The organism is Delftia sp. 11MD (assembly GCF_050907895.1).
GTDB classification, from domain to species: Bacteria; Pseudomonadota; Gammaproteobacteria; order Burkholderiales; family Burkholderiaceae_C; genus Comamonas; species Comamonas tsuruhatensis.
On sequence record NZ_CP194333.1, the window covers coordinates 3,667,236 to 3,692,273 of the forward strand.

Below are 25,038 nucleotides of genomic sequence, written 5' to 3' on the forward strand. Positions count from 1 at the left end.
TTCCCTTCGGGGAATGCCTTAGAAACTATCGCGCATGCGACTTCGCCGCAGTCCGGGACACATTGGCGACAGATCGCCATCGATCAGCCCATGAACCCGTGTTTTGACCGATTTCAGGCAAAAGAAAGGGGCGCCTCGCGCCCCTTGCGAAGTCAGCCAGCCTGCCTGGGCGTCATGAAGGACGCTTCATCTGGCATGAGGTGGGGGTACTGGCCACATAGGGCTCGTAATATTTCACGGGCACAAAGGTGTAGCCGGTGTTCTCCGAGTCCATCGGGTACTTGCCCCCGGCCTTTTCCCAGCGCGAGATGAACAGGCCCTGCTGCAGCTGGTGGTCGGTCTTGCGCATCTCGACTTCGCCGTTGAGGCTGTTGAACTTCATGCCCTCCATGGTGGCCGCCACCTTGGCCGGGTCCGTGGTCTTGGCGCGCAGGAAGGCCTGGTCCAGCATGGTCAGGCCCGAGTACAGCGAGCCGGTGTACATGTCGTCGTTGAACTTGGCCTTGTAGCCCTTGGTGATGCGGTCCAGCGGGCCGGGCAGGTTCAGGTGGCCGTAGCCCACCATGTAGACCTTGTCGGCGGCGGCCGCGCCCATGGCCGTGGGCGCGCCCGTGGCAATGGCGTAGTAGGTATAGAACTTGACGTTGTTCAGGCCCGCGTCGCTGGCGGCCTTGATCAGCAGCGCCAGGTCCGAGCCCCAGTTGCCCGTGATCACCGAGTCGGCGCCCGATTGCTTGATCTTGGCGATGTAGGGGGCGAAGTCGCGCACCTGGGCCAGAGGCGAGAAGTCGTCGCCCACGATCTCCACATCGGGGCGCTTGCGCTTGAGCATCTCCTTGGCGTACTTGGAGACCTGCTGGCCATGCGAGTAGTTCTGGTTGATCAGGTAGACCTTCTTGACCTCCGGCACGTCCTTCATGTACGTGGTCAGGGCCTCCATCTTCATGGAGGTGTCGGCATCCAGGCGGAAGTGCCAGTAGCTGCACTTGCTGTTGGTCAGGTCCGGGTCCACCGCCGCATAGTTCAGGTAGACGACTTCCTTGCCCTTGTTGCGCGCGTTGTGCTTTTCCAGCGCGTCCATGATGGCCAGGGCCGGGCCCGAGCCGTTGCCCTGGAAGACGTAGCGCACGCCCTGGTCCATGGCCGAGCGCAGGGCTGCCGTGGTTTCCTGCGGGCTGAGTTTGTTGTCGATGCCGATGATCTCGAACTTCACGCCCGAGGCCGTGCCCTTGTTGAGCTCCTCGGCGATGTACTGCAGGCTCTTGAGCTGGTTGGAACCCAGCGCGGCCATGAGGCCGGACAGCGGGTCGATCCACGCAACCTTCACCGTCTCGCCCTTCTGGGCCATGGCGCCCGTGGCGCAAGCCAGGGCCAGGGATGCCGTCAATGCCTTGATCGCAAACTTCATGAAGCGTCTCCTCTTGTGGTGGTTTCTGGGCGAGGCTCAGGGTAATGGTCCCCTTGCCCCGCACCGATCGGTGATTGCCCCTAGCGGCTATCGCCGACGAGACTCGGACCGGCCGCCCCTATCAGCACATGCCCCCGCATGCCCTGGCACGGCGGCTGGCCCGCAGCGGCTCACAGCCCCGGCAGCCGGTAGCCGGCCAGTTGCTCGCGCAACCGGGTCTTGAGCATTTTTCCGGTGGCGCCCAGCGGAATGGCATCGACGAAGACCACGTCGTCGGGGATCTGCCACTTGGCGGTCTTGCCCTCGTAGAACTTGAGCAGTTCCTCGCGCGTGACCTCGGCGCCGGGCCTCTTCGCCACGGCGACGATGGGGCGCTCGTCCCACTTGGGATGCGGCATGCCGATGCAGGCGGCCATGGCCACGGCCGGATGGGCCATGGCGATGTTCTCGATGTCGATGGAGCTGATCCATTCGCCGCCGGACTTGATCACGTCCTTGCTGCGGTCGGTGATCTGCATGAAGCCGTCCGGGTCGATGGTGGCCACGTCACCCGTGGGGAACCAGCCGCGGCCCTGCGCATCCTTGATGAGCGGGCTTTCGCCCTTGAAGTAGCTGTCCACGATCCAGGGGCCGCGCACCAGCAGGTCGCCGTAGCTCTTGCCGTCCCAGGGCTGGTCCGTTCCATCGCTGCCCACGATGCGCATGTCCACGCCGTAGATGGCGCGGCCCTGCTTTTGCAGGATCTTCATCTGCTCGTCCTTGGGCAGCTGCAGCTGCTTGTTCTTGAGCGTGCACAGCGTGCCCAGCGGGCTCATCTCGGTCATGCCCCAGGCATGCAGCACCTCCACGCCGAACTCGTCCTGGAAGGCCGTGATCATGGCCGGCGGGCAGGCGGAGCCGCCGATGACCGTGCGCTTGAGCGTGGAAAACCGCAGGCCGCCCGGCCTGATGTGGCCCAGCAGCATCTGCCAGACCGTGGGCACGCCGGCCGCGTAGGTGACGCCCTCGGCCTCGATCAGCTCGTACAGCGACTTGCCGTCCAGCGCCGGGCCGGGGAACACCAGCTTGCAGCCCGTGAGCGCGGCCGAGTAGGGAATGCCCCAGGCGTTGACGTGGAACATGGGCACGACGGGCAGCACCGAGTCACGCGCCGATATGCACATCACATCGGGCAGCGCGGCCGCGTAGGCGTGCAGCGTGGTGGAACGGTGGCTGTAGAGCACCGCCTTCGGGTTGCCCGTGGTGCCGCTGGTGTAGCACATGCTGGAGGCCGTGTTCTCGTCGAATTCGGGCCACTGGTACTGGTCGGACTGGCCGGCAATCCAGGCCTCGTAGCTGACCAGGCCCGGAACGCCGCTGTCGGCAGGCAGGCGGTCCGCATCGCACAGCGCCACCCACTGGCGCACGGTGGGGCACTTGGCATGCACGGCCTGGATGATGGGCAGGAAGGTCAGGTCAAAGCACATGACGCGGTCTTCCGCGTGATTGATGATCCACGCCACCTGGTCGGGGTGCAGGCGAGGATTGACCGTGTGCAGCACGCGGCCCGAGCCGCTGACGCCGAAGTACATCTCCATGTGGCGGTAGCCGTTCCAGGCCAGCGACGCCACGCGGTCGCCAGGCTGCAGGCCCAGGCCGTCCAGCGTGTTCGCCAGCTGGCGCGAGCGCCGTGCCAGGTCGCGGTACGTATAGCGATGGATATCGCCCTCCACCCTGCGCGAGACGATCTGCGCATCGCCATGGTGGCGGTCGGCGAAATCGATCAGCGACGAGATCAACAGTGGTTGGCTTTGCATCAGACCCAGCATCTATAGGCTCCTAAGGTGATTGAACTTCGTGAACGTCGTGAACTGCGGACCGCGGATCCGCGCGAGGCCAAGGCCCTGGTGCGCAATGCCGCTGTCCGCATGGAGGGTGGACTCAGGCCGGCGCCCTGGGTCCGATCCCCGCAGGGACAGGCGCATCGTTTTTCCGGCATGGTTGACGCATTGTCTTGTCGCAACTCGGCAGCGTCTTCGCATGCTCGTATGGGATATACCCTAGGACGATGCTGGAGGCATGCGCCGCGTCATGCCACAGCGTGTTCGTGGACGGCGTCTTGTCGTTGCCGAAGATCCAGTATCCGGTCTGCGATGGCGAATCCACTGTCACGCGAATGCTTGAGCCGGCGCGAAACACATGCGCGAATTTCTGGATCTCTACGCGCAGCAGTTCGGGCTTGCCCGACACCATGGGCACGTCCTTGTCCCGCGTGAACGCGCCCCACGGCCTCAGCGTCGTGGAGCGCGCCGTGTCCAGGGCACGCTTGGACGCACGCAGCCAGCCGCGCTGCACGAACATCTCCTGCCCGTCCGGCCGCACCTCGGACACGGTGACCTGGATGTCGGTATTGGCGGCCGTGGCGCTGAGCCACAGGTCGGCCGAGCCTTCGCCGTAAAAACTTAGGTCCTGCGGCAGGGCCGCCGTGGTGAAAACCAGCTGGCCATCCTTTTCCGAAGCGGGCACGGCGGGCCAGCCTTCGGCCGCCGGGTTGTTCACCTGCGGGCTCAGGGCCGGATAGCGGTAGCTGGACGAAGCCGTCCCTGAGGCGGGTGCGCTGTCGCCCAGCGCCTGGCCCGGCTGCATCCACAGGCGCAGGGGCTTGACCTGGACAGGCAGCCGGTCAAACCGTGCCTCGCCCGTGGGCATGAGCTTGGCGCCGCCATTGGGGGCCTTGGCGTCCGTGGTCTGCATCTCCTGCAGCAGGCGCACGCGCGGCTCCTTGTCGAAGCCGTTGTCCTCGCCCTTGACGAAGCGCGCCAGGAAGCGCTTCAGCGTCTGGTCGATATGGTCCGAGGTGATGTTCGTGTGGTGGTCGCCGTTGGAGCTGACCAGCCACATCCTGTCGGGCGCAATGGTGTCCTCGTAGTAGCCCGAGCGCGGGCCGATCTGCTCGTCCTGCCAGGACTGCGTGCCCAGCGTGGGGATATTGATCTTGCCGCTTTGCAGCATGGCGCTGCGCTCCAGGTACAGGCCATCGGCATAGGGGTTGTCCAGCCACTTGATCAGATCCAGCTCGGGCCGCTTGATCTTCTCGATGTTGTCGGCCACGGTCTTGGCGCATTCCGTGTCGCCGCCGTTCTTCGCCGCCAGGTCGGCGGCCGTGCGCCAAATGCGCGGGAAGCCGTTCCACCACTGCGCCGGAAAACCGATGTTGGCAATGCCGCCCGGATAGCCCACGTCGCGGTAGGGATCGCCCACATTCTTGCTGGGCGTGATGGCCATCAGCCCCTTGGGCCGGTGCGCCGCCACCCACAGCTGGTTGTAGCCCGAGTACGAGTAGCCGATCATGCCGATGCGGCCGTTGGACCAGGCCTGCCGCCCGGCCCACTCGATGGCGAAGGCTCCGGCCGCACCTACGCTGGCGTCAAACACCTTGTCATCCCCCGTGGAGCAGCCCGTGCCCGGCACGTTCAGCCCCATGACCGCATAGCCTTCCTTGGTCCAGGGACTGCTGATGTTGGGGTACGAGCCCGAGATATAGCCGTCGTACTCGACCAGCAGCGGGAACGGACCCTGTCCCTCGGGCAGCAGCAGCGAGTAGCGCATCCTGCTGCCGTCCGGCAGGGTGATGTAGCCCGATTGCTGGCCCGGCCCCATGGGCGCGGGCATGCCGGACGATCCCCCTCCGCAGGCGGCCAGGCCCACGGCGGCGGCCGCAATGGCCCCCGCCAGCGGCCAGCGCCAGGCCTGTGTGAAAACGGTCTTGGCTGTCATGGGTACCTGTCTCCTTCGTTGTTGTTGGCTATCTCTCGGGGCTTGCCGCGGCAAGCCCCTGCTCGCTCATCTACTCGCTCACCTGATCGCTCACTGCAGCCGGATGCTGGTCGCGCCCAGTTCGGCGTCGAAGACCAGGCTGGACGGCCAGGGCTTCCATGTCTGGCCCAGGGCCGCGTTCTGCGGGTCACCCGTCTGCATGAAGGCCTTGAGGCTGGCCATCATGGCGTTCGACAGCGCCAGCCGCCCCGGTGCATTGGCCGTGCTGTTGGTCACGCGGGAGAACACGGATGGCCCGAAGTTGCCGAAGAGAAACGGCAGATCGAACGCATGGGCCGCACCGTAGACCGTGTTCCAGGGCGCGGGCTGGCGCGCCCAGTCGAAGCGGTAGCTCCAGACCTCGGCCTGCCGGGTGCGCAGCGTATTGAGCAACTGGTCGCGGCTGGGATCGGCGAACAGATGGGTCAATTGCGCCATGCGGGCGTTGTAGCCGGTGACCGGCGTGTCGACGGGCAGGTAGGCAGCATCGATGATGTCGGCCAGGCCCGGCGCATTGGGCGACTGCGCGTCGAAGGACTGCATCATGCGAAAGCGCGCCGCATCATCGATCCTGAAGCCCGGCTTGCCGCCCAGCGCAGCCAGCAGGGGCGCGAACAGCTTGCCCTCCTCGGCCGTGTAGCCGGCCATCACGGGCATGCGGTTGTATCGGCCCGCAGCCAGCGCGGCCATGGGGTCGGTGGGCAGCAGCAGGCCGTCGGGAATCGGCCCCGCGCCCGTCAGGCCCTTGGCCACCAGGGTCTGCAGCAGCACGCGCGCATCCTTGCCGCGCAGGTAGGCCGCAATCTGCGCCGGTGTCCAGCCGGCAGCCACCGTGGCCGCAGCCGCCACATCGGCAGCCACCCCATCGGCCACCATCAGATGGGCCAGCAGCAGCGCGGACTGGGTGGCGTAGGCCGAAGCCGGCTTGAGCGTGGCCAGCACGCCGGCCGGCAGGTTGGACGGCAGCGACAGCCCGCCGCTGATGGGCACCAGCCTGTGGAACAGGCCGCGCGCCGACTCGGCCGCCAGCAGCGCCAGCACATTGGTGGCCCCCGCCGACTGGCCCATGAGCGTGACATTGCCCGGATCGCCGCCAAAGCCCGCGATATTGCGCTGCACAAAACGCAACGCCTGCAGGTTGTCCAGCAGCGCGAAGTTGCCCGTGGCCGGCGCGCCGGCCTGCATCTGCGGCATGTGCATGTAGCCCAGGATGTCCAGCCGGTAGTTGGCCGTCACCACCACGGCATTGGCAGCGCGTGCCAGGGCCGCGCCGTCATACAGCGGATCGGCCGTATAGCCCGAGATGGCGCTGCCGCCGTGGATGAACACCAGCACCGGCAGCTTCTCGGCACCGCTGGCCGGGCGCCAGATGTTGAGCGTCAGGCAGTCCTCGCTGCCCACGGGCTGGCCCAGGGTGGAGGCGATGGTGTCATCGAAGCGGTTGTTGGCGCCCGGGCCGTACATGCGCCCGATCTGCAGGCAGGCATTGCCGAACTGGCGCGCCTCGCGCACGCCCTCCCAGGCCTTGGGCTCGGCCGGCGGCTGCCAGCGCAGCGCGCCCACGGGCGCCTGGGCAAAGGGCACGCCCTTCCAGTAATAGGTGCCCGTGGCGGCGCCGTCGTCCACGCCGCGCAAGGGGCCGTAGGCCGTCTCGCGCAACTCGGGGCCGCCGCCGCCCGAGCCGCCGCAGGCCGCGAGCCACAAAGCCATTGAAGCCACGGCAAGGCGTATGCCGCCAGCCATCCACCGCTGTCCTGTGCGCATGCTTGTCTCCTATGATTTTGGGGTTTCCCGTATGGGCCGTGCCCGGCCCTTGGGCCACACTGCGCAGTCGTTCGCCGCGCTGCAAAAATTCTAGGAACAGCGCGCCCGCACGCCGCTATCGCAACCAAGCCAAAAAAGTGACTTCAGAACGCAAAAGGCGCCCCGGACGGCCCAGGAAAACCCGGCCATGACAACGCAGCGCAGCAGCTCCGCCGCATGGGTGCGGGGCATCCTGGACATGATGGCCGCCGAGGGGCTGGCCGTGGAAAGGCTGAGTGAGGAGGCCAACATCGACCTTGCCGCACTGCAGCATTCGCAGACCCGCATCGATGTGGACCGCGTGAGCCGGCTGTGGGAGCTGGCAGTGGCGCAGTCGGCCAATCCCACGCTGGGCCTGGACCGGCAGCTGGCCGCGCGCCACGGCAACATCGACCTGGTGGGCTACTCGCTGGCTTCGAGCCCGCACCTGCTGGCGGGCTTTCGTGACCTGGAGCGCCACATGGCCGTGATCTCGGACGCCACCGCCTTCACGCTGGAGCGCGATGCGCGCGGCCACTGGCTGTCCATACACCACATCGGCGCCACGCGCGCCGTGCCACGCCAGCGCGTGGAGTTCGCCGTGCTCACGCTGCTGGTGCTGTGCAGCTGGCTGACGCGGCGCGATGTCCAGCCGCTGGCCGTGGAATTCATGGCCCAGGCGCCCTCGCCCCTGCACGAGGCCCGCTACCGACAGGCCTTCGGCCTGCTGCCGCGCTTTGGCGAGCGCGCCAACCGCTTCCTGCTGTCGCAAGACGACCTGCTCGCGCCCATCCCGACGCACAACCCCGAACTGCTGGCCCTGCACGAAAAACTGGTCGAGTCCGAGCTGGACCAGCTGGGCCAGGCCGGCGTGGGCGCCCGCGTGCGCCATGAGATTGCGCGCCTGCTGCCCCAGGGCGAGCCGCGCCGCGAGGAAGTGGCCGCAGTGCTGGGCCTGACCGACCGTACCTTGCAGCGCCGCCTGCAGGCCGAGAGCACCAGCTACCAGCAATTGCTGGATGACACCCGCCGCGAGCTGGCCCGGCAGTACCTGGGCGAGCCGCGCCACAGCCTGGCCGAGGTGGCCGACCTGCTGGGCTTCGTGGACCAGAGCAACCTCTTTCGCGCCTGCCGCCGATGGTTCGGCATGCCGCCGGGCCAGTACCGGCAGCAACTGCGTGCGTGAATGCATGCGGTGAATGCGCGCATGAACCTTGCGTCCCACGGGGCATAGGCGCTGGGGGACAATTCCCGCATGAACCTGCACGCTGCCGCCGAAGGCCGGGCTCCGGCGACCTCCCCGCGCCTTCCCATCTCCTGGCAGGATGGCTTTGCCGCCCTGGGCCCCGACTTCTTCACCCATCTGCGCCCCACGCCGCTACCCGAGCCGCACTGGATCGCCACCAGCACCGGCACTGCCGAGCTGCTGGGCCTGGACCCGCAATGGCTGGCCTGCGATGAGGCCCTGCAGGCGCTCACCGGCAATGCCGTGCTGCCCGGCAGCCATCCGCTGGCCAGCGTCTACAGCGGCCACCAGTTCGGTGTCTGGGCCGGCCAGCTCGGCGACGGCCGTGCCATCTTGCTGGGCGAGACCGCCTCGGGCCAGGAAATCCAGCTCAAGGGCGCGGGCCGCACGCCCTACTCGCGCATGGGCGACGGACGCGCCGTGCTGCGTTCGTCCATCCGTGAATTCCTGTGCAGCGAAGCCATGCACGCCCTGGGCATTCCCACCACGCGCGCGCTGAGCGTGACCGGATCGCCCGCCCCCATTCGCCGCGAAGAGATCGAGACCGCCGCCGTGGTGGCGCGCGTGGCGCCCAGCTTCATACGCTTTGGCCACTTCGAGCACTTTGCGGCGCGCGACCAGATGGCGCCGCTGCGCCAGCTGGCCGACTACGTGATCGACCGCTACTACCCCGAATGCCGCACGGCCGAGGCACTGGCCGGCAACGCCTACGCCAACTTTCTGCAGGCCGTGAGCGAGCGCACGGCGCGGCTGCTGGCGCACTGGCAGGCGGTGGGCTTTTGCCATGGCGTGATGAACACGGACAACATGAGCATCCTGGGCCTGACCATCGACTACGGTCCCTTCCAGTTCCTCGACGCCTTCGACCCCGGCCATATCTGCAACCACAGCGACACCCAGGGCCGCTACGCCTTCAACCGCCAGCCCCAGGTCGCGTACTGGAACCTGTACTGCCTGGGCCAGGCCCTGCTGCCGCTGATCGGCGAAGAGGCGCTGACCATTGCGGCGCTGGAGTCGTACAAGCAGGTGTTTCCGCAGGCCTATGGCTCTCTCATGCTGCGCAAGCTGGGCCTGCCCGAAGATGCTCCCGGCACGCCGCCTGCCGAGGCGCGCTTTGCCGCCCTGGTGAACCCGCTGCTGCAGCTCATGGCCGACAACGCCGTGGACTACACCATCTTCTTCAGCCGCCTGACCGATGCCGTGGCCACAGCCGGCGGCACCGAGCCCGACCTGGAGCCCGTGCGCGACCTGGTGCTGGACCGGCCCGCCTTCGACGCCTGGGCGGCAGGCTACGTACGGCAGCTTGCGACCGTGGATGGCACGGCAGCGGCCGCGCTGATGCAAGAATCGAATCCGCGCTTCGTGCTGCGCAACCACCTGGGAGAAATCACCATCCGCGCAGCCAAGCAGGGCGACTTCACCGCGGTGCGCCAGCTGCTGGCCGTGCTGCAGACCCCGTTCGCACCCCACGCCGAGCATGCCGAATGGGCAGGCTTCCCGCCCGACTGGGCTTCCTCCATCGAGATCAGCTGTTCATCATGAGCTTTCCCATCCACAAGACCGAGCAGGAATGGCAGGCCGAGCTGCAGGCCAAGGGCGCCGAGCCCGCCGCCTTCCAGGTGACGCGCCACGCGGCCACCGAGCGCCCCTTCACAGGCCGCTATGAGCAGTTCTGGGCCGATGGCAGCTACCACTGCATCTGCTGCGGCGCCAAGCTGTTCGACTCCGATAGCAAGTTCGACGCCGGCTGCGGCTGGCCCAGCTTCGACCGCGCCATCCCAGGCGCCATCACCGAAATCGTGGACCGCAGCCATGGCATGGTGCGCACCGAGACTGTCTGCAGCCAGTGCGGCGCCCACCTCGGCCATGTATTCCCCGATGGTCCCTCCGACACAGGGCTGCGCTACTGCATGAATTCCGCGTCGCTGGAATTCGAGCCGCCCAAGGCCTAGGCCCCAGGCCCGCAAAAACCCCAGCCGGCGCGGCCCTGCACCGATGCCGGGCCGCGCCGGCTGCGCCACAATGCGCCTGCCAAGCGCTCAGGCACCATGCCTGACTCCAAGCCCATCGAAATCTTCCAATGAAGTTACTGATCGACTTTTTCCCCATCATCCTGTTCTTCGTCGCCTTCAAGGTCTGGGGCATCTACACGGCCACGGCCGTGGCCATCGTCGCCACCATCGCGCAGATCGCCTACCTGCGCGTGCGCCATGGCAAGGTCGAGCCCATGCAATGGGTCAGCCTGGGCGTGATCGTGCTGTTCGGCGGCGCCACCTTGCTCGCCCACAACGACACCTTCATCAAGTGGAAGCCCACGGTGCTGTACTGGCTCATGGGCGGCGCCCTGGTGATTGGCCAGCTGGTATTTCGCAAGAACCTGCTGCGCTCCGTCATGGGCGCGCAACTGCAACTGCCGGACAACGCCTGGCGCACCATGAACTGGAGCTGGGCAGCCTTCTTCGCGGTGATGGGCGCGCTCAACCTGGTCATCGCCTACCGCTTCGACACCGACACCTGGGTCAACTTCAAGCTGTTCGGCGGCATGGGGCTGATGCTGGTCTTCGTGATCGGACAGGCCATCTACATGAGCCGCTTCATGCAGGAAGACAAGGGCGAGGCAGCCGCCGCCACGCCCGACGCCCTGCCCCCGTCCGGCGTGCAACAGGACAAGCAGCCATGAGCGCACCCGCCCATCCACTGCCCATCACCGCCGAAGCCATGCAGGCCGTGCTGCGCGAGCGCCTCGCCCCCGATCACCTGGAAGTGATCGACGAAAGCCACCAGCACGCCGGCCATGTGGGAGCCAACGGCACCGGCTTCGGCACGCATTTCCGCGTGCGCATTGCGTCACCTTTGTTTCAAGGCAAGCCGCGCGTGGCACGCCACCGCCTTGTGTATGATGCGCTGCAAGAATTCATTGACCAGGGCGCTCACGCCATCGCCATCGAGGTTCTTTGAACTTTTACAGGCTCCGAAGATTCGGAGCCTGTTGCGTATCCACGCTATAGAATCAATTTTTCCTTCATCTCTGGAATTCGCATGAAAAAACAGCTTCTGACCAGCCTGGTGACTGCCGCCGTGCTGAGCACCGCAGCCCTGTCCGCCTCGGCCCAGAACATCGCCGTCGTCAACGGCAAGGCTGTGCCCAAGGCACGCGCCGAAGTGCTCAAGCAGCAGATCGAGCAAAGCGGCCGCCCCGTCACGCCCGAGATGGAAGGGCAGATCAAGGAAGAAGTCATCGCCCGCGAGATCTTCATGCAGGAAGCCAACAAGCGCGGCCTGGCCAACAGCGAAGCCTACAAGCAGCAGATGGAACTGGCCCGCCAGACCATCCTGATCCGCTCGCTGTTCGAAGACTTCCAGAAGAAGAACCCCGTGACCGACGCCGAAGCCAAGGCCGAGTACGACAAGGCCGTCGCTGCCAACAGCGGCAAGGAATACAAGGCCAGCCACATCCTGGTCGAGTCGGAAGACCGCGCCAAGGCCATCATTGCCGAGATCAAGGCCGGCAAGAAGTTCGAAGACATCGCCAAAAAGGAGTCCAAGGACCCCGGATCCGGTGCCCGTGGCGGTGACCTCGACTGGGCCAACCCCGGCAACTACGTGCCCGAGTTCTCCGAAGCCCTGATCAAGCTCGAAAAGGGCGGCATGACCCAGGAGCCGGTCAAGAGCCAGTTCGGCTACCACATCATCCGCCAGGACGACGTGCGCCAGGCAGAACTGCCCAAGTTCGAGGAAGTCAAGCCCCAGATCGTGCAGCAGCTGCAACAGCAAAAGCTGGCGCAATTCCAGGAATCGCTGCGCGAAAAGGCCAAGATCCAGTAAGATGCTTGCGTGTCGGCGGTTTTTGCCGTCGGCCTGACCATCACCAGCCCGCCTTGTGCGGGCTCTTTTTTTGCCCCCAGGCAAGGTGGCCGCCAAAGAAAAAAGCTGCCCCTGGGGGCAGCCCGATTCAAGCCTGATTCATCCTGTCCCGGCGCCCACGGCACCGGAGACCAGGCCATCGTGCTTCTCAGAACTGGTAGAGCGCGGTCAATCTGACCGTGCGACCCTCTCCGTACTCCACGGCCGAAGAACGCGACTGCTCGCCCAGGCGCTGGCGCACGCCGGCCACATAGGCCTTGTTGCCGATGTTGTCGAGATTGAGCCGGAGCTTCCATTGGCGGTTGAGTTCATAGCCGACCATGGCGCTGTGCACCCAGTAAGCGGACAGCTTGCCGTCGCCGGCCGAGGTGACATTGCGCGTGCCGACGAAGCGCGCGCCATAGCCCACCGTCCAGCCCTGCGGCAACGCATAGGTGGTCCACAGGTTCAGCGAATGGCGCGGCGTATTGCCCAGCGCCTGGCCCACACGCGCAGGCTCGTTCAATGACTTGAGGGTCTTGCTGGCCATGAAGGTGTAGTTGGCGAAGAGGTCCCATTGCGGAGTCACCTTGCCTGCGGCACCGAGCTCCAGCCCGCGCACGCGCTGCTCACCGGCCAGCAGATAGCTGCCATCGGCCATCTGCTCTCGGGCATTGGTCTTGTCCACCTGGAACAGCGCGGCTGTCAGCGCCAGCTGGCGGTCTCGCACATCCCACTTGGTTCCCAGCTCCAGGCTGGTGTTCTTCTCGGGCGCCAGCGAGGCCGTGGCCGCATCCAGGCCGAAACCATTGGAGACCAGGAATTCCGCGGAGGGGTTGAAAGCCGTGCCATAGGCCAGGTAGATGCGGCCGTTGTCGGCGGGCTTGAAGCTCAGGGCGGTGCGGCCGCTGAGCCGGCCGTCGGAACTGTCCACCGAGGTGCGCACGCCAGCGGCCGTTGTGGCGTTGGAGCGCCCGTCGATCCAGTCATAGCGCAGGCCCAGGTTCAGATCCCAGCGCGGACCCAGCGCAATGGAGTCGGTGGCATACAGCGCGCGGGTGTCCAGGCTGGTTTCGTTCCTTCCGCTGTTTTGCAAGTCCGTGGTGCCCGTCCAGTATCCGGGCGGGCGGGCCAGCGGATAGCCGCCGGCCGGGAACTGCCGGTTGATGTTGTAGGAAGAGGTGGTGCGGTCATAGGTCTCGCGTGCGATCTCGAAGCCCGTGACCAGCGTATGCCCCAGCACGCCTGTGTCGAAGCGCTGGGTCAGGTTGGTCTGGTTGATCCACAAGGTGGTGGCCGCATCGCGGCCATAGGCCTGCGGACCTGCGGGCCGGTAGTAGCCAGGCTGCATGCCCCTCAGATCGACATGCGAGGCCGAGATCACGGTATCGCGGCTCAGCCGCGAGTAGCGCGAGAGGTTCTGCAGCTTGGCGCCCGAGGCGAAGTCATGCTCGATCTTCGCGGTCAGGGCATCCTGGCCGATCTTTTCCCGATCAAGGTTGCGCCAGCCGAAATAGGCATTGCGCGAGACGCCTTCGAGCATCTTGCCGCGAAAGGCCGGCACGCCATAGTCGGGAAGATTGTCATCGTTCTGGTGAAAGAAGCTGAGAGTCACGCGCGTGGGCGAATTCAATCCCAGAGCCAGCGAGGGCGCCACACCCCAGCGCCGCTTGAAGATGGTGTCGCGCCCCGCCACGTCGCTGTCATGGCCCATGAGGTTCAGGCGCATGGCAGCCTTGCCGCCAGCCAGCACCCTGTTGGTGTCGAGCGTGAGGCGCCGGTAGCTGGCCGTGCCCAGGCCAGCGTCGGCCTCGGTGAAGTCATGGGCCTTGGGCTGCTTGCTGATCATGTTGATGCTGCCGCCCGAGGTGCCCGCGCCGCCGAAGACCGAGTTGGGTCCCTTGATGACCTCGACGGATTCCGTGTTGAAGAGATCGCTTCGGCTCTTCTGCCCGCTGTCGCGCAGCCCGTCGATCTGCAGGTTGGCGTTGGCGCTGAAGCCGCGGATGTTGATGCTGTCGCCCGAGCCTGCACCGCCCTCGCCCGCATTGAAGGTAATGCCGGACACATTGGACAGCGCCTGCTGCAGGCTCAGGGCGTTTTGCTCCTGCAGCACCTGCCCGGGCACCACGGTGATGGTCTGCGGCACATCCAGCAGCGGCTTGGCGTACTTGGCCGATTCGGATGCCTCGGTGCGCGAGCCGGTGGAGCGCTGCCCGGAGACGGTCAAGGGCGCCAACTGCACCTGACGCTCATCGGCAGTGGCGTCCTGCGCATAAGCGGGCGTGACCAGCGCCGCAGCGAACACCGAAAAAAGGCACGACTGGGGGCCGGAGACGAAGGGTCGAGATTGCAAATGTGCTGTGCGCATGGCAAAGATCCACGTTGAAAATGGGAATCATTTGCAACGCAGCCTTTCCAAAGCAATCAGACCCGTCTGAATCTGGCGCATCACCCCTGGTTTCAGGCGTTTTCACTTGTTTTCACTTGCGCCGATCAGCGCGCTCCCGCCTCCTGCAGCAGGCGCTCCACCTCATGCTGGCTGCGCTGGCGGGCGTGGACGACGGCGGTCGCGCCATCCTTGTCGGGCAGATTGAGATCGGCCCTGGCCGCGATCAGCTGGCGGACGATGTCCTGGTAGCGCGGGCCTCCGTCGCCCAGTAAAACGGCTTCGAGCAGGCAGGTCCAGCCCAGCCGGTTCACATGGTCGGCCCGTACACCGGCAGCCAGCAAGGCCTGCACGGTATCGACGTGGCCGCGCTCGCAGGCCGGGATCAGCGCCGTGCCGCCGTAGCGGTTGGTGCTTTGCAGATCGGCGCCGTACGACAGCGTCATGCGCAGTATCTCCAGGCGGCCCAGGGCACCGGCCAGCAGATAGGCACTGTCCTGCAGGTCATTCTTGAGATTGGGGTTGGCCCCATGGACCAGCAGCGAGCGCGCGACTTCCACATGGTTGCCGCGCACGGCCAGCAGCAGCGGCGTATTGCCCTGCCGGTCACGCACATCGACAGGTGCGCCGCGCTTGAGCCAGTCGCGTACCTGCAGCGCTTCGCCGGCCTGGGCGGCCGCCAGCAGCGCGGGACCGAATTCCGGGCGATTCACCGCACCCTCCTGCGCCCTGGCCGCATCGCGGCCCTCGGCGGCTGTGGCCACAGCCTGCGCCTCCTGCGCCTGCGTCTCTTGTCCCTGCGCATCCGCCAGTCCCGCGGCAAGACAGGCCGTCAGGATTGCAGCGTGCCGGACATGGGCGCCGGATCGGGAAACAGCATGGTGCATACAAGCCCTCCTGGAAAACACGGTTGTGCGGCAAGCGTAAGGCAAGCTTGCCCGGTTGCGCATGAAGCCGGGGCGTCGCACGTCAGTTTCATTCAGGAACTATAGCTACATCGCCTGATCCCACGCGCTTTCCCCGGGCTCGCGCCGGAAAGTCTCCGCGCGCCAGCCTTTCTCAAACGAAAGGAGACCTGTTCCCGTGTCTTGCAACAAAAGCCATGCCGCCCGCTGGCTGGCCACAGCCGCCACCGCCCTCGCCGTCCTCACAACCACCCTGGCCCCGGCCGCCGCCCATGCGCGCGAGTTCGTCAGCGTCAAGGGATCCAGCGTCAATGTGCGGCAGCAGCCCACCACGCGCTCGGCCACGCTGTGGGAACTGGGCAAGGGCTATCCGCTGCAGGTGGTGCAGCGCAAGGGCCAGTGGCTGCGCGTCAGGGACAACGAGAGCACGCTGGGCTGGGTGCATGCGCCGCTGACCGGCAAGACCCCGCACATGGTGGTGACCGGGCGCACCGCCAATCTGCGCGCAGGCCCGGGCCAGAAACACCGCGTGGTGGGCAAGCTGGCTGAGCTGGAGGTGGTGCGCACGCTCAAGAAGCAGGGCTCCTGGGCCCATGTCCAGCGCGACAACGGCCAAAAGGGCTGGGTGGCGCGCAGCCTGACCTGGGGCTGGTGAACCAGGCGCTGCGCCGCACGTTCAGCCGTTGACCACGACCTGCGCGTGCGGCGCATAGCCGTGGTTCAGCGGACCGTGGCCGGCGCCCGTGAACACATCGGCACCGGCCGCAATCGCGCCCAGGATGTACTCGCGCGCCTGGGCCACGGCCGCCTCCAGCGGCAGGCCCAGCGCCAGGTGCGAGGCAATCGCCGAAGACAGCGTGCAGCCCGTGCCGTGTCCGTTGTGCGTGGCAATGCGCTGCGACTGCAGGCGCAGCCGCTGGCCGTTGCCATGGCCCAGCAGGTCCACCACCAGATCGCCCGACAAGTGCCCGCCCTTGAGCAATGCGGCCCGCGCGCCCAGCGCCAGCAGTTCCTGCACGGCGCCGTCCAGTGCGTCTATGCCGTCAATGGAGTGGCCCAGCAGCAGCGCTGCCTCGTCCAGATTGGGCGTGACCACGGTGGCCAGGGGGAACAGTTCGCGCACCAGCACGGAGGCGGTTTCCGGGGCAATCAGCCGGTCGCCGCTGGTGGCCACCATCACGGGGTCCAGCACCACGTTGCGCAGCTGGTGGCGGCGGATGGCATCGGCCACCACCTGCACCACCTCGGGCGTGGCCAGCATGCCGATCTTGACGGCGTCGGCGCCGATGTCCTCGACCACGGCATCGATCTGGCCGCGCAGTATGTCCACGGGAATGCCGTGGATGCCGCTGACGCCCAGCGTGTTCTGCACGGTGATGGCCGTGATGGCCGTCATGCCGTAGCAGCCCAGGGCGCTGCAGGTCTTGAGGTCGGCCTGTATGCCGGCGCCGCCGCCGCTGTCGGAGCCCGCGATGATGAGCACGCGTGCATAGCGCTTGCGCGCGGCGGGAGCCGGTTCGGTGGATGCGGCGGTCGAAGGGGAGTGGTCGGCAGTCATGGGCGAAAATTATCACCCATGCGCATGGTCAATACCGGCAGCTGCGGGATGTGCTGTAATGCCTGCTGACGGACGAAACAGGGGTGTCCCGTCGGTGAAACAGGGCCTGGCCCGCCTCGCCGATGCGTGACTGAGAAACACCCTGGGGCCCCGGGGCGACCAGCCCCCTGCCGCACAAGCCTGCACCACAGGCACCTTGCCGCGCAGCGCCCCTGCACCCGATCCAGGTCATGCTGGCGTGGGGAGTTTCAATCAATCGGGGTGGTACGCCGCGTTTTGTCCAGCACATGCCCTGTGCGCGGACAGCCGGCCGGCAGTCCCACGGGCATGGGCGCACTTGACCACCAGATGCACATGTCCGTTCTACAAGCTTCTTCCCGCATCGCCATTCTGGGCGGCGGCCTCATGGGCCGGCTGCTGGCATTGGCGCTGGCCCGTCGCGGCCACGGCATTGCCGTATATGACGCCCACGGCCCCGAAGGCGATGGCGCAGCGGCCCGCGTGGCCGCCGCCATGCTCGCGCCCCTGGCCGAATCGGCCATCACCGAGCCCGGCGTGGTGCGCATGGGCCAGCACGGCCTGACACGCTGGCCCGAACTGCTGGCCCAGCTCGATGCGCCCGTGTTCTTCCAGCAAAACGGCACCCTCATCCTCTGGCACCGCCAGGACGCGGGCGATGCCCAGCGCTTTTTCGGCCTGCTGGAGAAAAACCGCCGCATCAACCCCAGCCTTCCCGCGCTGCAGCCGCTGGCCGACCAGGCCCTGCACGACTGCGAGCCCGCGCTTGAGCGGCGATTTGCCCAGGCCATGTACCTGCAGGGCGAGGGCCAGCTGGACAACCGCCAGCTGCTGGCCGCGCTCCACGCCACGCTGACCCGCCTGGGCGTGGAGCAGCACTGGAACCAGCCGCGCGACCTGGCCGACTTCCGTCCCGGCACGCCGGGCCAGCCCGACTGGGTGCTGGACTGCCGGGGCCTGGGCGCACGCGGCCAGTGGCCTGCGCTGCGCGGCGTGCGCGGCGAGGTGGTTCGCATCCATGCGCCCGAGGTCACGCTGCAGCGGCCCACGCGCCTGATCCATCCGCGCTACCCGATCTACATTGCGCCCAAGGAGGACCACCTCTTCGTCATCGGCGCCACCGAGATCGAGTCCGACGACATGTCGCCGGCCAGCGTGCGCTCCACGCTGGAGCTGCTGAGCGCCGCCTACACCGTGCATCCGGGTTTTGCCGAGGGCCGCATCGTCGAGATCGCTACCCAGTGCCGCCCCACCCTGCCCGACAATCTGCCGGCCGTGCGCTGGAGCGCGCCGCGCGTGATGGAGGTCAACGGCCTGTACCGCCATGGCTTCATGATCGCGCCGGCCATGCTGGACGTGGTGCTGGAGCTGCTCGACAGCGGTGATTCCGAACTGGCCCGCCGCTTCGATGTTGCCGTCGAGCATGCGCCATCGCAGCACAAGGCAGCCGCCTGAACGGCACGCACGACACTTTCACGCACAACAGACCGGACATGCATGCAGGGCCGCCAGCCCCGGCCCTGCCTAAGATCGAACAAGCCCCCGTACCCGCCTTTCGTTTCCCCTCAGCCGCCATGAACATCACCATCAACCAGCAAGCGACCGAACTGAGCGACGGAGCCACCGTGGCCGACGCGCTGGCCCAGCTTGCGCCGCGCCCGCCCTTTGCCGTGGCCATCAACACCGTCTTCGTGCCCAAGGCCCGCTATGCCGAACAGGCGCTGAACGACGGCGACCGCCTCGAAGTGATCTCGCCGGTGACCGGCGGCTGATGCCCCATCCGACTCTCCCATTGCCTCACGCCATGACGACTTCCGCCCCTTCCTCCGACGACAGCCTGGTCCTGTACGGCCAGCGCTTTGACAGCCGCCTGCTGCTGGGCACCTCCCGCTACCCCTCGCCCGCCGTGCTGGAAGCTGCCGTGCAGCGTGCCCGCCCCGCCATGGTCACGGCCTCGCTGCGCCGCCAGGGCAGCAATGCCGCCGAGACCGGTGCCAGCTTCTGGGAATTGCTCAAGAAGCTGGCCGTGCCCGTGCTGCCCAACACGGCCGGCTGCATGACCGTGCAGGAAGCCGTGACCACGGCCCAGATGGCACGCGAAGTCTTCGAGACCCCCTGGATCAAGCTGGAGCTGATCGGCGACGACTACACCCTGCAGCCCGACACGCTGAACCTGGTCGAGGCCGCCTCCATCCTCATCAAGGACGGCTTCCAGGTCCTGCCCTACACCACCGAGGACCTGGTGCTGTGCCAGCGCCTGGTGGATGTGGGCTGCCAGGCCGTCATGCCCTGGGCGGCGCCCATCGGCACGGGCCGCGGCCCCGTCAACCCCTATGCCATGCAGACACTGCGCGAGCGCCTGAAGGTGCCGCTGATCGTGGATGCGGGCCTGGGCCGCCCCTCGCACGCCTGCCAGGTCATGGAATGGGGCTATGACGCCGTGCTGCTGAACACGGCCGTGGCCTTGTCCGAAGATCCCGTCGCCATGGCCGGCGCCTTTGCCGATGCCGTGAATGCCGGCCACGCCGCCCACCGCGCCGGCGCCATGGCCGAGCAATCGGCCGCCCAGCCCAGCACGCCCGTGCTGGGCACGCCGTTCTGGCACCACGGCTGAGGAGACCGGCCATGAGCAACGACTCCATCCAGTCCTGGGCAGATGCCATCGTGCGCCTGCACGGCGCCACCTTTGCCCCTGAAGGCTCCGCCCTGCCCTCGCAGCCCGTGCCGCAGGCACAGCGCCAGGAGCCGGCCTATCTTGCGGCGCTGCAGGCCTGCAGCGCCCTGGGCTTCATCGCCATCGACGCCGAGACGCTGGCCTGTGCCTGGCAGGCGCAGACGCTGCGCAGGGGCCGCTTCGAGGCCTCGCTATGGCCCGACGATCCGCGCGACTTCGGCCTGGAGGGCGCCGATCCCGCACTGGCCTTCCCGGAGTGCCCAAGGTCCCTGGGCCTGTACGGCGTGCTGCCCGACGCGCAATGGGTGGGCCGCATGGCCCGCGCCGGTGTGCCCACCGTGCAGCTGCGCTTCAAGTCCGAGGACCGCGACGCCATCGCGCGCGAAGTGCGCGCCGCCGTGGCCGCCGTGGAAGGCACGGGCGCCCTGCTCTTCATCAACGACCACTGGCGCGAGGCCATCGATGCCGGCGCCTATGGCGTGCACGTGGGCCAGGAGGACCTGGACGCGCTGGCCGGCGCCGACTTGCAGGCCATCCACGCCTCGGGCCTGCGCCTGGGCGTGAGCACGCATGGCTATGCCGAAATGGTGCGCGCCCATGCCGTGCAGCCCAGCTACATCGCGCTGGGCGCCGTCTTCCCCACCACGCTCAAGAAAATGGCCACGGCTCCGCAGGGCCTGGCGCGCCTGGGTGCCTATGTGCGCCTGATGCAGCGCTATCCGCTGGTGGCCATCGGCGGCATCTCGGCCGACCAGTTCCCGGCCGTGCGCGCCACTGGCGTGGGCTCGGTGGCCGTGGTGCGGGCACTGGTCAATGCCGAGGACCCGGAAGCGGCGGCGCAGCAGTTGCTTGCCAGCATGCAGGCTGCGAACTGAGCCTTTGCGGGACCACACATCAAAAAAGGGAGCATCTGCTCCCTTTCTTGCATGTGCACCTGGCTCAGTCCTTGGACGGCTCCTTGCCGTCACCCTGCGGCGACGGAGCCTGTGGCGTGGTCCGAAAGGCCGGGTCGGTCTCGCGCGACAGCAGCATGTCCACAGAGCGGCTCAAGGGCTCGTCCAGGCCGCGGTGATCGCGAAGGGTTTCGGGCGGTTGCAGTTCCCAGTTCTCCAGCGCCAGATCCATGCTCAGCGGCGCCTTGAGATTGTGCTCGCTGAAGCCCACGGGGCCTGAGCCGGGCGCCGACAGCACCACGGGCGGAAAGCGCGAAGGCACGTCCACCGTGGGCAGTTCATCCTCGCCCAGCGCGGTGAGGTCTATGTCCAGCAGCGGTGCCGCCGCATCGTGGATGAAGGACGGCGTCTCGCTCAGCGGAACGGCACGCACCTGGCCGGCAGGCAGCTGGCCTGCCTGATCCAGGTCGAAGTCCAGCGGCTGCATTTCAAACTGCAGCGGCGCGGACAGGGAGTCCGGCGCGCGGCTGTCGGCAGCCTTCTCACCGGCTGTACCGGAGACCACGGACAGCGCCTGCGTGTCCATGGGCGTGAACTCCAGGCCCGGATCCTGCGGCGACAGGGAAGAGGCAGCCTGCTGCGGCGCGGCCTCTACCGGAGGCGGTTGCAGCTCGGCCATCCAATCCACATCCATGAAGGCGGCAGCGGCGGCCGGTGCGGGAGCGGGTTCCGCGGCCGATGCGAGGACGGCTGCGCCGGCCGTGGCTGCGCCGGCTGCGGCCGTGCCCGCCACCATGCGCGGCGTGGTGCGCTCGCGCGGGCCGGGCTCGCCGCGCGTTCCGGCGGGCGAGGTGCGCGCGATGGACAGCAGCAGCAGCAGGTCATCGAAAGCGGCCAGGTCGAAGGGGGCTGGCGCATCGGGGTCGGGTGCACCGTCCTGCTTGAACAGGTAGTGCGCCAGGCAGTCCTCGACCTCGTCCACAGGCCACAGCGCCTCGATGCGTGCCAGCTGCTCGGGATAGCCCTGCAGCAGGCTGCTGCCCTTGTCGGTGAAGCCCGGCATGGCCGGCACGCGGGCGTTGAAATGCTTGGCAAAGCGGGCGCGCAGCTGGTCGAAGTCGTCTCGGCGGCTCAGCGTGTAGTACAGGTGCAGCAGCTCCAGATAGGCCAGCGGCGAGGAATCCTCATGCGTGGCGATGTGCGAGCGCAGCAGCTCGATGGCCTGCTGGTGCTCGCCCACCGAGATGAAGAATTCCGCCTGCTGCTGCACGTCGAACATTTCGCCGGGCTGCACCATGCGCCGGGCCTTGATGGCCTCGGGCGCAGGCGAGCGCGCTGCGGTCTTCTCGCCCTCCGGCTCGGGCAGCTCGGCCTGCACGGACACAGGCACGGGAATGGTGGCCGGGCCGAAATCGCCGGGGTCCACGTCCTCATGCAGCTCGTACGTCACGCCAGGGCGCATCTGCGCGCCGCGCTGCACATAGGGCGAGGCCAGGGTATCCGGGCCACGGCGATCATCCGGCGACGGCGCAGGCCGGTGTTCACGCAGGCTGGGTGCCATGGGCCGCGTGGGCCGATGGGGGTCCAGGGAATGCGGCAGGGTGTTGATCCCGTCATCGTGCGAATGCGGCGGGCTCGACGGCACGGGGTCCTGCGACGAACGCTCCACCGATTCCCGCCAGGCATCCGGCTCGCGCGAGAACAGCGAGGCGCCCGAGCGCATTTTCCAGGCCATCCATGCGATCACGGCCACGGCGGCGATCAGCGCCAGCAGCAGCGCATTGAACAGCCACGACGAGCCGCCCGACTCCTGGCGCATGGCCTCCAGTTCGGCCCGTAGCTGGGCCAGTTGCCCACGGTCGGCGGTGTCGCGCTTCTTGAAGGCCGCCATTTCGGCCTCCAGCGCCTGCACGCGCTTGTTGGCCTCGGCCAGCTGCTCGCTGCCCGCATCGAACATGGGAGCCGCAGATGCGGCGGCGCCCTCGGGTGTCCCGGGTGTCCCGGCTGCGCCAGCGGCGCCCGGGGTGCCGCCCGTGCCCAGCCATTCCTCCACCGGCTCCATGCGCAGGCGCGGTTCTATGCGCAGGCCCGCCTGCAACTGCCCGGCCTGGGCCTGGGCGGTCACGCCCACGGGCGGCCTCGATTTCTCGGCCGCCGCCTTGGGTTTGGCCTGGGGCCTTGGCTGTGTCTTTGGCTTGGACTGGGGTTTCGGTTCCTTGGCAACGGGCACCGCTGCGGGCCTGGAATCGGCCCGGGCGCTGCGGCCAGCGGCCGGGCGGGAGGAAGTCGAAGATGGGTCGGAAGCGGCACCCGCTGCACCTGCAGCACCTGCTGCACCGGCACCCACGGCCGCCAGCGCCGGTTGGGCTGCCGCCAGTTCCCGCAGATTGATGGGCTGATTGCCCGTGGCATCCACCGACTCGGGCAGCTGCGCCAGCAGCGTATAGCTGCGGCTGATGCCGCCGCCTTCGCAGCCGGCCCAGAGCTTGAGCGTCACCACGGGCTCGTCCACCGTGTAGCTGGCCTGCACACGAACGGCCTTGCCCGATGTGGTCGGGCTGACGCGCACACGCGAGGATTCGATGGGCCTGTCACCGGCCAGCAGCTCGGCGCGCACGCAGGAGCTGCCGGCGTCATTTCCGCTATCGGGCTGCAAGCCCACCACCAGGTCGAACGGAGCGCCCAGCACCACGTTGCCCCGGGGACTGCCCAACGACAATGCGGACGCGTTCCAGGCCATGGAGGACAGGGCGACGCCGAGAATGGTGCTACAAATTCTCACATCAGCCTTTCTTTGAACGCTTGCATTTTTGCATAGACACCTGTAGGACACCTCCTCTATGTACATGATCCAAAACAACATTTCCCCTATCAGGAACGTCGGATTGATAGGCGCAGGCATCATGGGGCAAGGCATTGCCCAGCTGGCCGCCCAGGCAGGCGCCGGCGTGCTGCTGCAGGACGCTCGCCCGGGCGCTGCCGCGCAAGCGCAGCAACAGCTGTTTGCGCTGTGGGACCTGCTTGAGAAGAAACAAAAAATAACAAGTGAGCAGGCCGCAGATTGCAAGGCCCGGGTGACGGTGGCGGACGGTCTCGATGCGTTCAGGAACTGCGACCTGGTGATCGAGGCCATCGTCGAGCGCATGGATGCCAAGCAGGCGCTGCTGCGCGAGCTGGAGGCCATCGTTGCGCCCGGGACCCTCATCGCCAGCAATACCTCGGCCCTGTCCATCACCACGCTGGCCACGGCGCTCGAGCACCCGCAGCGCTTTGCCGGCTTTCACTTCTTCAACCCGGCGCCGCTGATGAAGGTGGTGGAGATCGTGCGCGGCCTGGCCACGGACGAGGCCACCTGCGCCACGCTGGCGCAGTTCGCGCGCAGCTTCGGCCACACGCCCGTGCGTGCGCAGGACACGCCGGGCTTTCTGGTCAACCACCTGGGCCGCGGCTATGTGACCGAGGCGCTGCGCATCGTGCAGGAAGGCATTGCCGACTTCGCCACCATCGACCGCATCCTGCGCGAGCAGGTGGGCTTCAAGCTCGGCCCGTTCGAGCTGATGGATCTCACCGGCCTGGATGTCACCCATGCCGTGATGGAGCACATCTACCACCAGTACTACCAGGAGCCGCGCTACCGCCCCAGCCCCATTGCCGCGCAGCGCGTGGCGGCCGGCCTGCTGGGCCGCAAGACCGGCCAGGGCTTTTACCGCTATGCCGAAGGCCGCGCCGAGCAGCCTGCCGAGCCTGCCGTGCCGCAGGTGCAGACGCTGCCACCGGTCTGGGTGTCGGCACGCGCGGCCCGGCGCAACGAGATCTACCAGTTGCTCAAGAGCCTGGGCGCGCGCATTGAAACCGCGCAGGCACCGACCGAGCAGGCCTTGATCCTGGTGGCGCCGCTGGGCCTGGACGTGACCACGGTGGCTGCCGTGGAGCGGCTGGACTGCACGCGCACCATGGGCATCGACATGCTGCTGGCCGACGCCGACACGCGCCGCCGCGTGCTGGCCACCACGCCGGCCACGCGCACCGACATGCGCGATGCCGCCCATGCGCTTTTTGCCAGCGACGGCAAGGCCGTGAGCGTGATCCGCGACAGCGGCGGCTTTGTCACGCAGCGCGTGGTGGGCTCCATCGTCAACATCGCCAGCGACATCTGCCAGCAGGGCATCGGCAGCCCGGCCGACCTGGAAAAGGCCGTGACCCTGGGCCTGGGCTATCCCATGGGCCCGCTGGCCATGGGCGACCGCTGGGGCCCCACCAACATGCTGGAGGTTCTGTTCAACCTGCAGACCGTCTACGGCGATCCGCGCTACCGCCCCAGCCCCTGGCTGCGCCGCCGTGGCGCGCTGGGGCTGAGCCTCACGCACGAGGAGCCATAAGCCCTGCAAAGCCGGCGACCCGATGCACGACGGGTCGCCTTTTTTTCGCCGCCCTGCCCCGTTTTCGGCAGGCCCAGACACCGAAGTGACAGGCCCGCCGGCGGCATGCTGCGCCGCGGCGGTCCCACACGCGACAATGTGACCGTCA

The 25,038-nt window shown here is 67.4% G+C and carries 20 protein-coding genes; 12 read left to right on the top strand and 8 right to left on the bottom strand.

Translation table 11 applies throughout. The features are described from left to right. Window positions 1–172 precede the first annotated feature (172 nt). The 4 genes from ACRSCF_RS16600 to ACRSCF_RS16615 form a co-directional block, all read right to left on the bottom strand. Entirely contained in the window at window positions 173–1,408 is a 1,236-nt protein-coding gene (locus ACRSCF_RS16600; protein WP_016452910.1) for a branched-chain amino acid ABC transporter substrate-binding protein, read from the bottom strand. Window positions 1,409–1,578: 170 nt separating this feature from the next. Then, window positions 1,579–3,216 (bottom strand): 3-(methylthio)propionyl-CoA ligase, encoded by a 1,638-nt coding sequence (locus ACRSCF_RS16605; RefSeq protein WP_016446749.1) that lies wholly within the window; start codon window positions 3,214–3,216, stop codon window positions 1,579–1,581. 112 nt (window positions 3,217–3,328) lie between these two features. Further along, complete coding sequence (locus ACRSCF_RS16610) at window positions 3,329–5,164, bottom strand: CocE/NonD family hydrolase (protein WP_034363980.1); 1,836 nt, start codon at window positions 5,162–5,164, stop codon at window positions 3,329–3,331. 90 nt (window positions 5,165–5,254) lie between these two features. Beyond that, a complete protein-coding gene (locus ACRSCF_RS16615) occupies window positions 5,255–6,967 on the bottom strand; it encodes a carboxylesterase/lipase family protein (protein ID WP_244386128.1) in 1,713 nt (570 codons plus the stop codon). Between the two features lie 187 nt (window positions 6,968–7,154). Here ACRSCF_RS16615 and ACRSCF_RS16620 point away from each other — a divergent pair, with 187 nt between their 5' ends. The 6 genes from ACRSCF_RS16620 (at window position 7,155) to ACRSCF_RS16645 (ending at window position 12,056) form a co-directional block, all read left to right on the top strand. After that, window positions 7,155–8,171, top strand: a complete 1,017-nt coding sequence (locus tag ACRSCF_RS16620; RefSeq protein ID WP_244386130.1) for an AraC family transcriptional regulator — start codon at window positions 7,155–7,157, stop codon at window positions 8,169–8,171. Between the two features lie 69 nt (window positions 8,172–8,240). Further along, window positions 8,241–9,773, top strand: a complete 1,533-nt coding sequence (locus tag ACRSCF_RS16625) for a protein adenylyltransferase SelO (protein ID WP_244386132.1) — start codon at window positions 8,241–8,243, stop codon at window positions 9,771–9,773. After that, window positions 9,770–10,183, top strand: coding sequence for a peptide-methionine (R)-S-oxide reductase MsrB (msrB, locus tag ACRSCF_RS16630; protein ID WP_034363982.1), 414 nt, complete (start codon window positions 9,770–9,772; stop codon window positions 10,181–10,183). The genes ACRSCF_RS16625 and msrB overlap by 4 nt, the downstream gene beginning before the upstream one ends. Window positions 10,184–10,311: 128 nt before the next feature. Further along, window positions 10,312–10,911 carry a septation protein A gene (locus tag ACRSCF_RS16635; RefSeq protein WP_017406454.1) on the top strand — a complete coding sequence of 200 codons (600 nt, stop codon included), beginning with the start codon at window positions 10,312–10,314 and terminating at the stop codon, window positions 10,909–10,911. Then, window positions 10,908–11,189, top strand: coding sequence for a BolA family protein (locus ACRSCF_RS16640; RefSeq protein ID WP_013802780.1), 282 nt, complete (start codon window positions 10,908–10,910; stop codon window positions 11,187–11,189). The genes ACRSCF_RS16635 and ACRSCF_RS16640 overlap by 4 nt, the downstream gene beginning before the upstream one ends. 81 nt (window positions 11,190–11,270) lie before the next feature. Further along, window positions 11,271–12,056 carry a foldase protein PrsA gene (locus tag ACRSCF_RS16645; protein ID WP_016446742.1) on the top strand — a complete coding sequence of 262 codons (786 nt, stop codon included), beginning with the start codon at window positions 11,271–11,273 and terminating at the stop codon, window positions 12,054–12,056. Window positions 12,057–12,243: 187 nt separating this feature from the next. Here the strand turns inward: ACRSCF_RS16645 and ACRSCF_RS16650 are convergent, their stop codons facing one another. Together ACRSCF_RS16650 and ACRSCF_RS16655 are read right to left on the bottom strand one after the other, a co-directional pair. Continuing rightward, the gene (locus tag ACRSCF_RS16650; RefSeq protein WP_034363984.1) at window positions 12,244–14,445 is read right to left on the bottom strand and encodes a TonB-dependent receptor; all 2,202 of its coding nucleotides are present in this window, start codon (window positions 14,443–14,445) and stop codon (window positions 12,244–12,246) included. Between the two features lie 125 nt (window positions 14,446–14,570). Further along, window positions 14,571–15,350 (bottom strand): ankyrin repeat domain-containing protein, encoded by a 780-nt coding sequence (locus ACRSCF_RS16655; RefSeq protein ID WP_034363986.1) that lies wholly within the window; start codon window positions 15,348–15,350, stop codon window positions 14,571–14,573. A gap of 196 nt (window positions 15,351–15,546) precedes the next feature. Between ACRSCF_RS16655 and ACRSCF_RS16660 the strand changes: the two genes are divergently transcribed. Further along, window positions 15,547–16,023: an SH3 domain-containing protein gene (locus ACRSCF_RS16660; RefSeq protein ID WP_034363988.1), complete on the top strand. Its 477-nt coding sequence runs from the start codon at window positions 15,547–15,549 to the stop codon at window positions 16,021–16,023. A 21-nt stretch (window positions 16,024–16,044) separates the two neighbouring features. Here ACRSCF_RS16660 and thiD read toward each other — a convergent pair whose 3' ends face one another. Then, window positions 16,045–16,926, bottom strand: a complete 882-nt coding sequence (gene thiD / locus ACRSCF_RS16665) for a bifunctional hydroxymethylpyrimidine kinase/phosphomethylpyrimidine kinase (RefSeq protein ID WP_034363990.1) — start codon at window positions 16,924–16,926, stop codon at window positions 16,045–16,047. 354 nt (window positions 16,927–17,280) lie between these two features. On the opposite strand from thiD, the gene ACRSCF_RS16670 reads away from it, so the two are divergent. The 4 genes from ACRSCF_RS16670 to thiE all read left to right on the top strand — a co-directional run bounded on the left by ACRSCF_RS16670 (window position 17,281) and on the right by thiE (window position 20,493). Beyond that, window positions 17,281–18,399 (top strand): FAD-dependent oxidoreductase, encoded by a 1,119-nt coding sequence (locus ACRSCF_RS16670; protein ID WP_082254125.1) that lies wholly within the window; start codon window positions 17,281–17,283, stop codon window positions 18,397–18,399. A gap of 119 nt (window positions 18,400–18,518) precedes the next feature. Further along, window positions 18,519–18,716 (top strand): sulfur carrier protein ThiS, encoded by a 198-nt coding sequence (thiS, locus tag ACRSCF_RS16675; RefSeq protein WP_012205130.1) that lies wholly within the window; start codon window positions 18,519–18,521, stop codon window positions 18,714–18,716. A gap of 32 nt (window positions 18,717–18,748) precedes the next feature. Beyond that, entirely contained in the window at window positions 18,749–19,558 is an 810-nt protein-coding gene (locus ACRSCF_RS16680) for a thiazole synthase (RefSeq protein WP_016452920.1), read from the top strand. Window positions 19,559–19,569: 11 nt separating this feature from the next. Further along, window positions 19,570–20,493, top strand: a complete 924-nt coding sequence (thiE, locus tag ACRSCF_RS16685) for a thiamine phosphate synthase (RefSeq protein WP_244386134.1) — start codon at window positions 19,570–19,572, stop codon at window positions 20,491–20,493. Window positions 20,494–20,557: 64 nt separating this feature from the next. Here thiE and ACRSCF_RS16690 read toward each other — a convergent pair whose 3' ends face one another. Further along, the gene (locus ACRSCF_RS16690; protein WP_244386136.1) at window positions 20,558–23,230 is read right to left on the bottom strand and encodes a type IV pilus assembly protein FimV; all 2,673 of its coding nucleotides are present in this window, start codon (window positions 23,228–23,230) and stop codon (window positions 20,558–20,560) included. Window positions 23,231–23,351: 121 nt separating this feature from the next. Here ACRSCF_RS16690 and ACRSCF_RS16695 point away from each other — a divergent pair, with 121 nt between their 5' ends. Continuing rightward, complete coding sequence (locus ACRSCF_RS16695) at window positions 23,352–24,890, top strand: 3-hydroxyacyl-CoA dehydrogenase (RefSeq protein WP_016446720.1); 1,539 nt, start codon at window positions 23,352–23,354, stop codon at window positions 24,888–24,890. Window positions 24,891–25,038: the final 148 nt, after the last annotated feature.

Bases quoted from the DNA above. Each gene is read 5' to 3' on its own strand.
- ACRSCF_RS16610 (WP_034363980.1), bottom strand. From the start codon at position 5,164: ATGACAGCCAAGACCGTTTTCACACAGGCCTGGCGCTGGCCGCTGGCG.
- ACRSCF_RS16640 (WP_013802780.1), top strand. From the start codon at position 10,908: ATGAGCGCACCCGCCCATCCACTGCCCATCACCGCCGAAGCCATGCAG.
- ACRSCF_RS16695 (WP_016446720.1), top strand. From the start codon at position 23,352: ATGTACATGATCCAAAACAACATTTCCCCTATCAGGAACGTCGGATTG.
- msrB (WP_034363982.1), top strand. From the start codon at position 9,770: ATGAGCTTTCCCATCCACAAGACCGAGCAGGAATGGCAGGCCGAGCTG.
- ACRSCF_RS16625 (WP_244386132.1), top strand. From the start codon at position 8,241: ATGAACCTGCACGCTGCCGCCGAAGGCCGGGCTCCGGCGACCTCCCCG.
- ACRSCF_RS16600 (WP_016452910.1), bottom strand. From the start codon at position 1,408: ATGAAGTTTGCGATCAAGGCATTGACGGCATCCCTGGCCCTGGCTTGC.
- thiE (WP_244386134.1), top strand. From the start codon at position 19,570: ATGAGCAACGACTCCATCCAGTCCTGGGCAGATGCCATCGTGCGCCTG.
- ACRSCF_RS16650 (WP_034363984.1), bottom strand. From the start codon at position 14,445: ATGCGCACAGCACATTTGCAATCTCGACCCTTCGTCTCCGGCCCCCAG.
- thiS (WP_012205130.1), top strand. From the start codon at position 18,519: ATGAACATCACCATCAACCAGCAAGCGACCGAACTGAGCGACGGAGCC.
- ACRSCF_RS16620 (WP_244386130.1), top strand. From the start codon at position 7,155: ATGACAACGCAGCGCAGCAGCTCCGCCGCATGGGTGCGGGGCATCCTG.
- ACRSCF_RS16655 (WP_034363986.1), bottom strand. From the start codon at position 15,350: ATGCACCATGCTGTTTCCCGATCCGGCGCCCATGTCCGGCACGCTGCA.
- ACRSCF_RS16670 (WP_082254125.1), top strand. From the start codon at position 17,281: ATGTCCGTTCTACAAGCTTCTTCCCGCATCGCCATTCTGGGCGGCGGC.
- ACRSCF_RS16680 (WP_016452920.1), top strand. From the start codon at position 18,749: ATGACGACTTCCGCCCCTTCCTCCGACGACAGCCTGGTCCTGTACGGC.
- ACRSCF_RS16615 (WP_244386128.1), bottom strand. From the start codon at position 6,967: ATGCGCACAGGACAGCGGTGGATGGCTGGCGGCATACGCCTTGCCGTG.
- thiD (WP_034363990.1), bottom strand. From the start codon at position 16,926: ATGACTGCCGACCACTCCCCTTCGACCGCCGCATCCACCGAACCGGCT.
- ACRSCF_RS16605 (WP_016446749.1), bottom strand. From the start codon at position 3,216: ATGCTGGGTCTGATGCAAAGCCAACCACTGTTGATCTCGTCGCTGATC.
- ACRSCF_RS16645 (WP_016446742.1), top strand. From the start codon at position 11,271: ATGAAAAAACAGCTTCTGACCAGCCTGGTGACTGCCGCCGTGCTGAGC.
- ACRSCF_RS16635 (WP_017406454.1), top strand. From the start codon at position 10,312: ATGAAGTTACTGATCGACTTTTTCCCCATCATCCTGTTCTTCGTCGCC.